We start from the raw sequence: 14,659 nt of genomic DNA on the forward strand, positions 1-14,659 counted from the left end.
AAGTTTGCCTACTGTAAACAGTTAACACATTGAAACTGCAGAGTGAAGGGGATCTCCGAGATGCCGTCGCAGGCTGTAACCCTTGAACCCATGGTTCAAGGTGAACGCGCTGTCACAACCTTAAGGCTTCTCGGGCGGGCCGAGCATGCACACCGGTCACGGAACATCACATTCTGTTGGTATTAAATATCGGCTCAGGGGACTGGCCCGCTGGCAAACATCTCAGAGAAATCTTTTACTCATTGCTGAACCCTTCAACCTCAGCAACTTCAGTTATTCGAAATGTGCATCCTGACGTTCAGCGATGCGACCTTGTTCAAGCAATGCCTGTTCAATGGTCTGTTGCAGCATACGAATCCGTTGTTCCATATTGGCTGCATAATCACGGGTTTTCAAACGTTCCTGAGCAAGTTCGTGGCAAACATTCAATGCCGCGATAAAAACGAGTTGCTCTGTATTTGTGACTCTAGTGCGAACTTTAAGATCTTGCAACCGCTGATTGAGGTCTTCTGCTGCCATGTTCAACGCATCTTGTTGTTCTGGCGGACAATTGACTCTTAACGAACGGCCAAAAATTTGAATATCTACCGGTTGTGCAGACATGCCACCTTCCTGCCTAAATTTCGCGCCAGCACCGGTCTACCATTGCTGGGCCACCAAAGCGGGCGCAACTATATATACCTCAGCACCAAGATTCAACACTTTTTCAGTACCAGGTTGTAATCTATTGCACCGAACATTACCAGACAAAAAAGGGTTTAAAAATCCGTAGTTACCACGATTCTATCAGGTAGAGAGAGTGAGATACTCCGATGACAACTGACCACTGAGTTGTTTCACTCAACTGGTATACCGACGGAGCTTGGTGGTAGCATAACACGAACTTATCCTGCCAACGATGACGAATGCGCATGTCTATACAGAATACATTTCCAAGTTACCAATCTTTGACCGTTGCCCTTAACCAGCAAGCGGTAGCATTAACCGCTGCAGAGATGCACGGGTTAATTAGTGGCCTGTTGTGCGGCGGTAACCGCGACGCCAGCTGGCAGACGTTGGTACATGAACTGACCAATGAAGGGATCGCTTTCCCACAGTCGTTAAGCCAGCCGCTGCAGCAGTTGCATGAAATTACACGAGATGCGTTGGAGGATGATGAATTCATGTTCCAGCTGATGATGCCAGAGGGCGAAACTGCTAGCGTGTTTGACCGTGCGGATGCGCTAGCGGGTTGGGTAAACCACTTCCTGCTTGGGCTTGGTATGATGCAGCCGAAATTGGCACAGGTAAAAGATGAAGTGGGTGAGGCTATTGATGATTTGCGTAATATCGCCCAGCTGGGATACGACGAAGACGAAGATCAGGAAGAGTTAGCTCAGTCACTCGAAGAAGTCATAGAATACGTACGCGTTGCCGCATTGCTTTGCCATACCGAATTCACGCGACATAAGCCGACCGCAGTGGAAAACAGAAAGCCGACTTTGCATTAACCCGAATAGTGGCGTTGCTTAGTAAGCATACGCAGAGAAACGTCAACCTGATTGATATTTTAATCAGGAAGGAGAAAATCGATTTCAGGAGAAGGTAATCGTACAGCCGTATCACCAAGATACACAAAATAATTCGAGTTGCTTGACCTATGACGTGTATAGAGCGCTTTACTTAATGAGGTCTTGCCCCTTATCTGCGGTGCTTGTGTGCCATCAAGGGGCTTTGACTGACCTGCTCACATGCTGTTTTTTTGTTCAATTGCGGGCATTGGAAGTCATTTCCCTCTTTTTCACTATGTGGTTAAAACGGCAGCATCGGCTACAAAATATAGGCGTGTGCCGTCAAAATAATTTGGTGTTGATACGGTAAAAAAACGCAGGGCTTAAGTGAATGATTGGTGGGATAGATTTACTGAAGTTGGCCTGTTATTCACTTGGTATACCCAACGATGTTTTATGATTTGATTGATATTTTGAGTGTGCTAGTGTTATCGGGATTTTTAACCGTTCCGTAACAGTGGGATAACAATGAATCTCAAGGATAGTATTACAACTCACAGCTACCCTCACTACATGTTCCAGGCCGACGTCATGGTCTATTTCAGAAGGAATTGAAATGAGCTTCAGTTTGCCTGGTATCTACCTGTACCATCTATCAAGCGATAATCTTCCCCCTGAAGAGTTTGAACGTATCGTCAGTGCGCATAAGGCTTGGTCACGGATTTGTAGTGAGTATGTGTTTGACGATGACTATAATAGCAGCGGCTATATCATCAATATGCGTGAAAGAAGGATGGCGAGTCACCGCACAGCATCTAGCGGAAGACACGAAAAAGAGAAGCTGGAAAGAATGGTGTTTTTGGGTGAAGTGGTCATGCTGAGTGACATTTATGGGCCTGCTAACCTCTTTTATATCAACGATAAGGGTAAGCTGATTTGTACAGACTTGCTGGCTTTTCGTTTTGATGGTGCAAAAAAGATTATTGCTCAATACGACCAATCTGTCTGGAAGCGAGACTATCGAGTAAAAGGTGGGAAACCACGCCCGACTCAAGTAAGACGGCTACAAAGCGCCACGAACACGATGCCCGAACGCTCTGCGCTATCTCGCGCTGCTGATGAAGCGGGGCGGGTATTGGCTCCAAAGTTGCAGTCGTTCAAAACTTTATGGGAAGCAACGCCTTACACACATGACAAAGCCACAACTGAGGCTGCTCGTCAACGTATTGCGGATAGTTTTACAGAGACCCTGGAAGGGTTGAACACTTTGACGGAACATCCCCCTCAAGTGATTGCTAACGCTGTTTATGACAATATGAAAGCTGCGGTGACAGAGTCTTATGACCGTAACGGATTTGCCGGTGCAGTCGGAATGCTAGGAGTGTCTGCATTGGCGGAGCTGGGCGGTACCAAAGGTTTGGGAACGCTAAAACAACTTGATAAATTGAAGCATATTTCTGCGAAAGAGTTAAAAGTGGTAGAAATAAAATCCGGCGAAAAAGGGGGATGGAGCAAACCTTTGAACAAGCCCGAGGCCAACACAGTCTATAAGGTTGATGGGAATAAAGTCTATCACACGGATGAGCTTGGTCGAGTGAAAATGGTTGAGGCCGATCTCACGCCAATGACTAAAGACCGTAACACTTATCAGCAACGCAAGGCTGGAAAAAGTGGTGAGGCCACTGATGAAGGTGGTCATTTGCTCGCGAGTATCTTTGATGGGCCGGGTGAAAAGCTTAATCTTGTACCGATGGATGCGAATCTGAACAAGGGAGCATGGAAAAAGTTGGAAAACAGCTGGGCCAAGGCATTGGAAGATGGCAAACCTGTCAAAGTAAAAATCAATCCTATTTACACTGGCGATAGTGGCAGGCCCAGCAGCTTTGAAATAAAACACACAATAGGTAATGAACGACCTGTCATAACCGGTTTTAAAAATATGCCTGGAGGAGAACCATGAGAGACGAACAGAAAATTTATCAAGATATCAGTCAAATTCTTTTAAATATGGCACCTGATGATTCAATTAAAGTCATTGTGCGAGCAAAGCCGTTCCCTGAAGGTGATGGGGGAGAGTATGAGTTTGATTATATTGACTCGGACAATGCCAGCGATTGGTTTGATCCCTATGATGGTGCCGTAAGTGACCTTACTCCATTAATTGTGGAGCTCCGAGAGTATTATTTGGAGCAGGGTCTGACAAATGGTCAGCCTGTATGGGGGCGTTGTGAAATAACTCTCGACTTAGAAAGAATGAAACTCAATATTGAGTTTGAGTATGGTAGCCAAGAAAGCTAATCAGTTACTGAAAACAGCTTTCTGATGAGATTATATACTCGTCATATCTCTAAATAGGTGTTCTCGCTGCACCATCTTACTTGTTGAGCTTGAACAGCGGGACACACTATTCTAGATTCAAACTCATCTGCCTTATGGCATATTAGGGGGGCCCTTAATTTGACGATCGCTTTTAAAATAGCCGGATAGCACCCAATTTCAACATACTCAGGTCATTTCTGACTGTTTTTCCGAGCGGGTAGCGATACGCTGATGTTATTTAAGCTTGGGGAAGGGAAGCTGCGTTTAACGACGTTACGTTTTTTGTACAATCGAGTATCAAGCTTTTGGCTTTTATCCCTTTAATTTTCAGTTGATAACGCAATATCTGGTTCGAGTGCCCTTTATAAGTCAGCACCGCTTTAGGCCGCGATTTCAGATGCCCATTTTTTCGCATAATCCCAACTCGGTTCAGCAGTGTTTCTGTGTAGCTACTCTTGTGGGCTGATCCGCCACTCAGGCAAAAACTTAGCGGTAATCCTGTACTGTCTGTCGCCAGATGGATTTTGGTACCAAAGCCGCCTCGAGAACGACCCATCCCATGATAGCTGAGTCCATCGGGGTGTTTTTTTAGCACCTGCAGCAGCTTTCAGAGCCCGAATGTTAAGGTGCTCAGCGATTGGTGATGCCACAATCGCCGCTAAACAGCGGTCTGTAACGCAACAAAAGCACAAGATAGTGAGCTGAGCAATGCAGTGGGTGTTTTGATAGTGAGGTGTTGCTATTGATGCGACTAAGCGGGTTAAAATTAATGCTCAACGGTATCTAGGCTTTGTAGCAGTAGCAACCTCAAATGAGTGAGGGTAAGCTATACGTATCCACAGGTAGTGGCTAAGATAGCTGAGATAATGAAAGTCATTAAAATCAGATGGTTGTAAAAATGTAGGTTAACGTTAAGGTTTTAATAAATTCATTTAAAAAAGTCATTAAAATCAATGAGGATAATCTATTGACCCAGCAGGAATTTCACAACCGCCGTCAGGCGTTGCTGGCGAAGATGGCGCCGGCCAGTGCGGCAGTTATTTTCGCAGCACCAGAAGCGACACGCAGTGCGGATTCTGAATACCCATACCGTCAGAACAGCGATTTCTGGTATCTGACTGGATTCAATGAACCGGAAGCGGTGCTGATCCTGGTTAAAAGTGATGAAACCCATAACCATAGCGTACTGTTTAACCGTGTTCGCGACCTCATGGCAGAGATTTGGTTTGGTCGCCGTCTTGGGCAAGATGCTGCCCCGGCTAAATTGGGGATAGATCGCGCACTGGCCTTTAATGAAATCAACGACCAATTGCATCTGTTACTTAATGGCCTTGATGTGGTGTATCACGCGCAAGGGCAATATGCCTATGCCGATGAAATCCTGTTTGGTGCGGTTGATAAATTGCGCAAAGGTTTCCGCCAGAATCTGGCAGCGCCTGCAACGATGACGGATTATCGCCCATGGCTACATGAGATGCGTCTGTTCAAATCCGCAGAAGAAGTCGCTGCAATGCGCCGGGCTGGCGAGATCAGTGCGCTGGCTCATACTCGTGCGATGGAAAAATGCCGCCCCGGCATGTTCGAATACCAGTTGGAAGGCGAAATCCTGCACGAATTTATGCGCCAAGGCGCACGGTACCCCTCTTACAATACGATCGTCGGTAGTGGTGAAAACAGCTGCATACTGCATTACACCGAAAATGAGTGTCAAATGCGTGACGGTGATTTGGTTCTGATTGATGCTGGATGCGAATACCTCGGCTATGCCGGTGATATCACTCGTACTTTTCCGGTGAACGGTAAATTCACTAAACCCCAACGCGCGGTGTACGACATTGTGTTAGCTTCGATAAACAAAGCGCTAGAGATGTTTAAACCGGGCGTTAGCATCCGCGAAGTCAACGATCAGATAGTACGAGTCATGATCTCGGGTCTGGTTGAACTGGGCGTGCTGAAGGGAGATGTAGAGCAACTGTTTGCTGAGCAGGCACACCGTCCGTTCTTTATGCATGGTTTGAGCCACTGGCTGGGGTTAGATGTGCATGACGTCGGTCACTATGGCACACCGAACCGCGATCGCGTCTTGGAACCGGGTATGGTTTTAACGGTAGAGCCGGGTTTGTATATTCAGCCTGATGCTGACGTGCCTGCAGAATATCGTGGTATTGGCATTCGCATCGAAGATGACATTCTGATCACTCAAGATGGCAATGAAAACTTGACCGCCAGCGTCGTGAAGGATGCGGACGCAATTGAAGCTTTGATGGCAGCGGCCAGATAATATGAGCGTAATCATTGTTGGCGGCGGAATGGCTGGTGCAACGCTGGCGTTGGCGATCTCATCTCTGACTCAGGGAAAGGTGGTCGTTGACCTTGTTGAGGCTGCTCAGCCAAACGATGGTACGCATCCCGGTTATGATGGCCGGGCTATTGCTTTGGCGCACGGAACCTGCCAACAATTAGCGCGTATTGGTGTCTGGCCTGCATTGCGTGACTGCGCAACAGCGATCACTCACGTTCATGTTAGCGATCGTGGCCATGCGGGTTTTGTGAATCTGCATGCGCAGGATTATCAGGTGGAAGCGTTGGGGCAGGTCATCGAACTGTTTGATGCCGGTCAGCGCCTGTTTGCTTTGCTGGAGAAAGCGCCTGGGATAAGGCTGCATTGCCCTGCCAAAGTGCTCAACGTTTTGCGAACAGCTAACCATGCAGATGTGCAACTGGATAATGGGCATTATTTGCGAGGGCAACTGCTGGTGGCTGCCGACGGTTCACGTTCGGCACTAGCGCAGGCCTGTAATATCAAGTGGCAACAGAGCGATTACGCCCATTTTGCTACTATTGCCAACGTTACCACTGCGCAAGCACCGCAGGGACGAGCATTCGAACGTTTTACCCACCACGGTCCACTGGCGCTGTTGCCGATGTCTCATGGTCGTAGCTCTCTGGTTTGGTGTCATGCACGTGAAGATCGTGAACAGATAGATGGTTGGAACGACCAACTTTTTCTCAGCCAACTGCAGCAAGCATTTGGCTGGCGACTGGGTAAAATTCTGAAGGTAGGTAAGCGTCACAGCTATCCGCTCAGCTTGTTGAAGGCTAACCAGCATGCCAGCCACCGTCTTGCATTGGTTGGCAATGCCGCTCAAACGCTGCATCCTATCGCAGGACAGGGGTTCAACCTCGGGTTGCGTGATGTCATGTCGCTGGCAGAAATTCTGGCGAAAGCCGCACAGGCCGGTATTGACTTAGGAACTTACCCGCTGTTGAGTCGTTATCAGCAACGGCGTCAACAAGACCAGCAAGCAACGGTCGGTGTAACTGACGGTTTGATCCGGCTGTTTGCCAACGGCTATGCCCCGCTGGTTGCTGGGCGTAACCTGGGGCTAATGGCAATGGAACAGTTGCCAGCCGTTCGCGATGCTTTTGCCAAGCGCACATTGGGCTGGGTTGAGCGCTAGACCTTTAGTCTCATTGACAGGCCTTTGGAGGCGTGTTTATACCGCAGGCAATCAAGGGCTGCGCCTAGTAGCATTAAAATGAATACCGCCTGATCCTTCCTGTCTGCTTGCAGAACAGGGCATCCGTAGAATGTGAGGAACCGAAGCAGCATGCAGTCATTTGATGTGATTATCGCCGGAGGCGGTATGGTGGGATTGACGCTGGCCTGTGGTTTGCAGGGGAGCGGTCTGCGTGTGGCAGTGCTTGAACACCGGCAGCCGGAAATTTTACCGTTACAGGAACAACCAGCGTTACGCGTTTCTGCCATTAATGCTGCAAGTGAACGATTGTTGCAACAGATAGGCGTTTGGGGGCACATCCTTAGCCTGCGTGCTAGCGCTTATAACGCGATGGAAGTCTGGGAGCGCGATAGCTTCGGCAAGATTTCATTTCGTGGTGATGAATGTGGTTTCAGTCATCTTGGGCACATTATCGAAAACGAAGTGATCCAGCAGGCATTGTGGAAAAAGGCACAAACGTTGGGCGACGCGACGCTGCTTGCGCCAGCGGCGCTGAAACAGGTAGCTTGGGGGGAGAATGAGGCCTTCCTCACCCTGGAAGATGGCCGCATGTTGACTGCCCGATTGGTGGTTGGAGCCGACGGAGCCAACTCTTGGTTGCGTCAGCATGCGGATATTCCGTTGACCTTCTGGGACTATCGCCATAGCGCACTGGTGGCAACTATCCGCACTGAAGAGCCTCATCAAGCCACGGCTCGCCAGGTTTTCCATGGTGAAGGAATACTGGCATTCTTACCGTTTAACGATCCGTATTTAAGCTCAATTGTCTGGTCGTTGGCACCTGAAGAAGCTGAACGACTTAAACAGCTTGAACCCGAAGCCTTTAATCGTGAGTTGGCAATGGTTTTCGACATGCGTTTGGGTCACTGCCAGCTTGAGAGCAACAGGTTGACTTTTCCACTCACTGGCCGCTATGCCCGCAGCTTTGCTGCCCACCGTTTAGCGTTGGTGGGGGATGCCGCGCATACTGTGCATCCGCTGGCAGGCCAAGGGGCAAATCTGGGCTTTATGGATGCAGCTGAGTTGATATCTGAACTCAAACGCCTCCAACGTCAGGGCAAGGACATCGGCCAACATTTGTATCTGCGCCGCTATGAGCGCCGTCGTAAGCATGGTGCCGCGGTGATGCTGGCCAGTATGCAAGGTTTCCGCGAACTGTTTGCAGGCCATAATCCGGCGAAGAAGCTGCTGCGTGATGTTGGCTTAAGGCTGGCTGACAGCTTACCAGGTGTAAAACCGAAACTGATCCGTCAGGCTATGGGGCTGAACGATTTGCCGGATTGGTTGCGATAAGCCACGAGGGGAACCTTATTGATGAGGTTCCCCTCGTGCCAGGGCGAAGGCGGTTCAAATCGCTTGCGCTAACTCCTTTCATTTGAGAAATTCTAATTCCAGTTCGTTTTGTTTATTACTTTTCCTAATGTCATAATCGGTTGTCAAAAACGAAAGTTCTCTTTGTTATTAGCCATTTGTTATATAACTTCATTTTTTAGCCCATCAATTGTTAACTTTGTGCCTTAAGACGCAGTTTTTCAGTGAAAAACTCTACACACTTGCGCGGTAATTTACCCATAGTGAAAGATATTGAACATAGTTTAACTTATGGTTAACCGGGCTGTTCGGTGATAACGTCAGGGGAAAGGTAACGTTTGCGTCGTAACGATGAACTGCGTTTTTCACTAACAATTGGCGCGGCAATTTGTGTTGAACGGTCAGGGTGAACCACGTAGTCAGGCTGGCAAGTTGCATTGTCTTATTGCGTAGCAACGCCCTGTATTCGGCTACTTGAGTGAAAAGAGGGATAAAATGGCAAAGCAAACCCCACTGTACGACCAACATGCGGCGTGCGGTGCACGCATGGTCGATTTTCATGGCTGGATGATGCCGCTACATTACGGCTCCCAGATAGATGAACATCATGCGGTGCGTCAGGATGCCGGTATGTTCGATGTCTCCCATATGACCATTGTGGATTTGTGCGGTACCCGTACCCGCGAGTTCCTTCGCTATCTGTTGGCGAATGATGTCGCCAAACTCACCCAACCTGGAAAAGCACTGTATAGCAGCATGTTGAATGCGTCCGGTGGTGTGATCGATGATTTGATTGTTTATTTTTTTACGGAAGAGGCTTTTCGCCTGGTGGTGAACTCTGCTACCCGTGAGAAGGATCTGATTTGGATCACGCAACATGCTGCACCATACGGCATCGAATTGACAGTGCGTGACGATTTGGCGCTGCTCGCGGTGCAAGGGCCTCATGCTAAAGAGCGTGTCGCCACTCTTTTTACCCCCGAACAGAAACAGGCTGTGGAAGGTATGAAACCTTTCTTTGGTGTACAGACTGGCGATCTCTTTATTGCAACCACGGGTTACACCGGTGAAGCCGGTTATGAAATAGCGCTGCCGAAAAAGCAGGTGGTTGATTTTTGGCATAAACTACTGAGTGCAGGTGTGAAACCCGCAGGGTTGGGTGCGCGTGATACATTACGTTTGGAGGCAGGAATGAACCTTTACGGCCAGGAAATGGACGAGGGGATTTCTCCACTGGCTGCCAATATGGGCTGGACTATTGCGTGGGAGCCGCAGGAACGTAATTTTATTGGCCGTGAGGCGTTGGAACTACAACGCGAAAAGGGGACGCAACAACTTGTGGGTTTGGTCATGAAGGAAAAGGGCGTATTACGCAATGAACTGCCAGTATATTTTACTGATGTCAATGGCCAACGACAGGTTGGGGTGATTACCAGCGGTTCTTTTTCTCCGACTCTGGGTTTCAGCATTGCATTGGCACGCGTTCCAGCGGGTATTGGTGAACAGGCTATCGTCCAGATACGTAACCGTGAAATGCCAGTTTTGGTCACCAAACCAGGTTTTGTGCGTGCCGGTAAATCACTGATCAATTAGTTTTTATTTATTCAGAGGAGTAGCAGGTCAATGAGTAATGTGCCAACAGAACTGAAGTATGCGGCATCCCATGAATGGGTGTGTGACGAGGGAAATAGTGAATATGTTGTAGGCATCACTGAGCACGCGCAGGAACTGCTGGGCGATATGGTATTTGTCGATTTGCCTGAGGTTGGTGCTGTGGTTGCTGCTGGTGATGATTGTGCGGTAGCGGAATCAGTAAAGGCAGCATCGGATATCTATGCGCCAATCAGCGGTGAAATCATTGCGGTTAACGATGCTCTGGTCAGTTCTCCTGAGCTGGTTAACAGCGATCCCTACAGTGAAGGTTGGCTATTCCGTATTAAGGCTTCTAATGAGGCTGAATTTGAAGACCTGCTTGATGCCGATGCCTACTTGGCCTCCATTGAGGAATAATCAGTACATCCCCCATGAGTGATCCCACTGTGGGGTATTTTTCAGTTTAGGTTTTATACCCGAAGTAACTTCAAGCTGCAGGCGGCCAGTGCTGTTGCAGTAAGAAGGGCGGCGGGTATATCCCGAACCCTGCAAGCTTTCAGGAATGTGTAGCAATGACCCAGACACTCAGCCAACTTGAACACAGCGAAGCGTTTATTGAACGTCACATCGGCTCTTCTGTACAGCAACAGCAACACATGCTGGAAGCGGTGGGCGCTCGTTCGCTTAGCGCGCTGATCCAACAGATTGTTCCCGCTGATATCCAATTACCGGGGCCACCACCGGTCGGGAGTGCCGCAACGGAATATCAGGCATTGGCTGAATTGAAGGCAATTGCTGCGCAAAACCAGCGCTATAAATCCTATATTGGCATGGGCTACAGCGCAGTACTGACACCACCGGTGATCCTGCGCAATATGTTGGAAAATCCGGGCTGGTATACCGCCTATACCCCTTATCAACCGGAAGTCTCACAGGGGCGCCTTGAAGCCCTGCTTAACTTCCAGACCGTAACGCTTGACTTGACCGGATTGGATCTGGCTTCCGCCTCATTGCTGGATGAAGCCACTGCCGCAGCCGAAGCGATGGCGCTGGCCAAACGTGCCAGCAAGCTGAAAGATGCCAACCGTTTCTTTGTGGCTGATGATGTTCACCCACAAACCTTGGACGTGGTACGCACTCGTGCGGAAACCTTTGGTTTTGAGGTGATCGTCGATAAACCCGCAAAAGTGCTGGAACTGCAAGGCGTGTTCGGTGTGTTGCTGCAACAGGTTGGTACCACGGGTGAATTGCACGACTACAGCGCCCTGTTGGCCGAGTTAAAAACGCGTAAGATTATCAGCAGCGTGGCGGCCGACATCATGGCGTTGGTATTGTTGGAAGCTCCGGGCAAGCAGGGTGCTGATGTGGTGTTCGGTTCCGCTCAACGTTTTGGTGTGCCCATGGGGTACGGTGGCCCACACGCCGCGTTTTTTGCTTGCCGTGATGAATTTAAACGCTCGATGCCAGGCCGTATTATCGGTGTTTCCCGTGACGCTGCCGGTAACACTGCGCTACGCATGGCGATGCAAACCCGTGAGCAACACATCCGCCGCGAAAAGGCTAATTCAAATATCTGTACCTCGCAGGTACTGTTGGCCAATATTGCCAGCCTCTATGCGGTGTACCATGGCCCACAGGGCCTACAGCGTATCGCCGGGCGTATTCATCGCCTGACCGATATTCTGGCGGCAGGCTTGCAGAAAGCGGGCCTGCATCTGCGTCACAAAACCTGGTTTGATACCTTGACCGTTGAAGTGAAAGACAAAGCGGCGGTACTGGAGCGTGCACTGAGCTTTGGTATCAACTTGCGCACGGATATTCATGGTGCCGTGGGGATAACCCTGGATGAAGCCACCGCACGTGAAGATGTGCAGACGTTGTTTGACGTGCTGGTTGGCGATAATCATGGACTGGATATCGAATTATTGGATGCAGCGGTAAGCAAAGAAAGCCAGTCGATTCCGGTAGCGATGAAGCGAAAAGATCCCATCCTCACGCATCCGGTGTTCAACCGTTACCACAGCGAAACCGAGATGATGCGTTATATGCATCGTTTAGAGCGCAAAGATCTGGCGTTGAATCAGGCGATGATCCCGCTGGGGTCATGCACAATGAAGTTGAATGCTGCGGCGGAAATGATCCCGATTACCTGGCCTGAATTCTCGGAGCTACATCCGTTCTGTCCACCTGAACAGGCGCAGGGTATCAGCATATGATTAGCCAGCTCTCCCAATGGCTGGTGCAACTGACGGGTTACGATGCGGTATGCATGCAGCCAAACTCCGGTGCGCAGGGTGAGTATGCTGGTTTGCTGGCGATCCGCCGTTATCACGAAAGCCGCAACGAAGCTGGCCGTCATATCTGCCTGATACCCAGTTCGGCACATGGTACTAACCCGGCTTCCGCTCAGATGGCGGGAATGAGCGTAGTAGTAGTGGCTTGCGACAAGAATGGTAACATCGATCTGCACGATCTGCGGGAAAAGGCCGAGCAGGCAGGTGATGAACTCTCCTGCATTATGGTTACCTATCCGTCAACTCACGGCGTGTATGAGGAAACCATTCGCGAAGTATGTCAGATTGTGCACCAATTCGGCGGTCAGGTTTACCTTGACGGTGCCAATATGAATGCACAGGTGGGGATCACCACGCCGGGTTATATTGGTGCGGATGTTTCACACCTTAACCTGCATAAAACGTTCTGTATTCCGCACGGTGGCGGTGGGCCAGGTATGGGGCCAATTGGGGTAAAAGCCCATTTGGCACCGTTCGTACCGGGCCACAGTGTCGTGCAGATTGATGGCGTCACCACCCAGCAGGGCGCTGTTTCTGCTGCCCCGTTTGGTAGCGCTTCAATTCTGCCGATCAGTTGGATGTATATCCGCATGATGGGGGCAGAAGGTTTGAAGCTGGCCAGCCAAGTGGCGATCCTCAATGCCAACTACATTGCTACCCGTCTGAAAGAAGCTTACCCGGTGCTGTACACCGGCCGCGATCACCGTGTGGCCCACGAGTGTATTCTGGACATTCGACCTCTGAAAGAGGAGTGCGGTATCAGTGAAATGGACATTGCCAAGCGCTTGATCGATTACGGCTTCCATGCGCCGACCATGTCGTTCCCGGTGGCTGGCACGTTGATGGTTGAACCGACTGAATCGGAAAGTAAAGCGGAACTGGATCGTTTTATCGATGCAATGCTGGCTATCCGTAATGAGATTGCCTTTGTGCAGAAAGGTGAGTGGCCTTTAGAGGATAACCCATTGGTCAATGCGCCACATACCCAGGCCGAGCTAGTGGGAGACTGGCAACATCCATACAGCCGCGAAGTCGCGGTGTTCCCAGCGGCTGGAGTGCGTGAGAATAAATACTGGCCGAGCGTGAAACGTTTGGATGATGTCTACGGCGATCGTAATCTGTTCTGCTCTTGCGTACCGATGAGCGATTACGAATAACGAGGTTGATGACAAAGTCGCCTCTGAGCCCGAGATACACGGGCATAGCTCACCGAGGGGCACTCCGGCGGCTTACGCCGTTACGACCCCTTCGGCACGCTCTCACTAATAACGAGCTTTGTCAGCAGTCTGAATAACCTCATTCGCTAGATCTAACTTCGAGGGGCACCGCCTAAAGCGATGCCCCTTTATTATTACCGTTGCTTTGACTCAGTGAGGGATCGCATGCAAAAAGTTGCTTTAGTCACCGGTGCCAGCCGGGGTATTGGCCGTGCAACCGCTTTATTACTTGCCCAGCAAGGTTATTCGATTGGCGTTAATTATCTGCAAGATAAGGCTGCTGCAGAGCAGGTAGTGGCGCTAATTCATGAGCAAGGGGGAAAAGCACAAGCTTTGCGCGCAAATATTGCAGTAGAAGCTGAAGTGGTGGCGCTGTTTGCTGCTCTGGATATCACGCTTGGCCCGATAGATGCACTGGTTAATAACGCGGGTATTTTATTTCAGCAGACGAATATTGAGCAGCTTACTGCCGAGCGCATCAATAACGTGTTTGCGACCAACGTCACGGGCTATTTTCTGTGCTGCCGTGAAGCGGTAAAACGTATGGCATTGCGCTATGGTGGGCAGGGGGGCGCGATCGTTAACGTTTCTTCCGCAGCGGCACGTCTTGGAGCACCGGGAGAATACATCGACTACGCGGCATCAAAAGGGGCTATTGATACGCTAACTACTGGCCTGGCACTGGAAGTGGCCGCGCAGGGCATAAGGGTGAATGGCGTGAGACCCGGTTTGATCTACACTGACATGCATGCCAGTGGCGGGGAACCGGGCCGCGTGGATCGGGTAAAAGCGACGTTACCGATGCAGCGTGGTGGCCAACCGGAAGAGATCGCACAGATTATCGTCTGGCTGCTTTCTGACGCGGCTTCCTATGTGACCGGCAGTTTTATCGACGCTGCCGGTGGGCGTTGACA

Annotated in this window: 10 protein-coding genes, 1 other RNA gene and 2 pseudogenes; 10 read left to right on the top strand and 3 right to left on the bottom strand. The window is 50.0% G+C overall.

The features are described from left to right. Positions 1 to 48: 48 nt before the first annotated feature. Together ssrS and zapA are read right to left on the bottom strand one after the other, a co-directional pair. Positions 49 to 232, bottom strand: a non-coding RNA gene (ssrS, locus tag OK023_RS04440) — 6S RNA. A gap of 41 nt (positions 233 to 273) precedes the next feature. Continuing rightward, positions 274 to 603, bottom strand: a complete 330-nt coding sequence (zapA, locus tag OK023_RS04445; RefSeq protein ID WP_317695210.1) for a cell division protein ZapA — start codon at positions 601 to 603, stop codon at positions 274 to 276. Positions 604 to 911: 308 nt separating this feature from the next. Here zapA and OK023_RS04450 point away from each other — a divergent pair, with 308 nt between their 5' ends. The 3 genes from OK023_RS04450 to OK023_RS04460 all read left to right on the top strand — a co-directional run bounded on the left by OK023_RS04450 (position 912) and on the right by OK023_RS04460 (position 3,788). Next, positions 912 to 1,490 (top strand): YecA family protein, encoded by a 579-nt coding sequence (locus OK023_RS04450; protein ID WP_317695211.1) that lies wholly within the window; start codon positions 912 to 914, stop codon positions 1,488 to 1,490. Between the two features lie 616 nt (positions 1,491 to 2,106). Continuing rightward, the gene (locus OK023_RS04455; protein WP_317695213.1) at positions 2,107 to 3,450 is read left to right on the top strand and encodes a DNA/RNA non-specific endonuclease; all 1,344 of its coding nucleotides are present in this window, start codon (positions 2,107 to 2,109) and stop codon (positions 3,448 to 3,450) included. Beyond that, the gene (locus OK023_RS04460) at positions 3,447 to 3,788 is read left to right on the top strand and encodes a hypothetical protein (RefSeq protein ID WP_317695216.1); all 342 of its coding nucleotides are present in this window, start codon (positions 3,447 to 3,449) and stop codon (positions 3,786 to 3,788) included. The genes OK023_RS04455 and OK023_RS04460 overlap by 4 nt, the downstream gene beginning before the upstream one ends. A gap of 477 nt (positions 3,789 to 4,265) precedes the next feature. Here OK023_RS04460 and OK023_RS04465 read toward each other — a convergent pair. Further along, positions 4,266 to 4,365 (bottom strand): annotated as a pseudogene (locus OK023_RS04465) (IS5 family transposase); the annotation flags it as partial. A gap of 411 nt (positions 4,366 to 4,776) precedes the next feature. Between OK023_RS04465 and pepP the strand changes: the two are divergent. From pepP to OK023_RS04500, 7 genes and pseudogenes are all read left to right on the top strand, one after another. Continuing rightward, complete coding sequence (gene pepP / locus OK023_RS04470) at positions 4,777 to 6,090, top strand: Xaa-Pro aminopeptidase (protein WP_317695219.1); 1,314 nt, start codon at positions 4,777 to 4,779, stop codon at positions 6,088 to 6,090. Between the two features lies 1 nt (position 6,091). After that, positions 6,092 to 7,270 carry a 2-octaprenyl-6-methoxyphenyl hydroxylase gene (gene ubiH / locus OK023_RS04475; protein ID WP_317695221.1) on the top strand — a complete coding sequence of 393 codons (1,179 nt, stop codon included), beginning with the start codon at positions 6,092 to 6,094 and terminating at the stop codon, positions 7,268 to 7,270. A 150-nt stretch (positions 7,271 to 7,420) separates the two neighbouring features. Next, positions 7,421 to 8,623: an FAD-dependent 2-octaprenylphenol hydroxylase gene (gene ubiI, locus OK023_RS04480; protein WP_317695223.1), complete on the top strand. Its 1,203-nt coding sequence runs from the start codon at positions 7,421 to 7,423 to the stop codon at positions 8,621 to 8,623. A gap of 513 nt (positions 8,624 to 9,136) precedes the next feature. Then, a complete protein-coding gene (gcvT, locus tag OK023_RS04485) occupies positions 9,137 to 10,234 on the top strand; it encodes a glycine cleavage system aminomethyltransferase GcvT (protein ID WP_317695225.1) in 1,098 nt (365 codons plus the stop codon). A 30-nt stretch (positions 10,235 to 10,264) separates the two neighbouring features. Continuing rightward, positions 10,265 to 10,651, top strand: a complete 387-nt coding sequence (gene gcvH, locus OK023_RS04490) for a glycine cleavage system protein GcvH (protein ID WP_317695229.1) — start codon at positions 10,265 to 10,267, stop codon at positions 10,649 to 10,651. Positions 10,652 to 10,806: 155 nt separating this feature from the next. Next, positions 10,807 to 13,685, top strand: a pseudogene (gene gcvP, locus OK023_RS04495) (aminomethyl-transferring glycine dehydrogenase). 225 nt (positions 13,686 to 13,910) lie between these two features. Next, a complete protein-coding gene (locus OK023_RS04500; RefSeq protein WP_317695232.1) occupies positions 13,911 to 14,657 on the top strand; it encodes an SDR family oxidoreductase in 747 nt (248 codons plus the stop codon). Positions 14,658 to 14,659: the final 2 nt, after the last annotated feature.

This window comes from Serratia sp. UGAL515B_01, from assembly GCF_033095805.1.
In the GTDB taxonomy this organism is placed as follows: Bacteria; Pseudomonadota; Gammaproteobacteria; order Enterobacterales; family Enterobacteriaceae; genus Chania.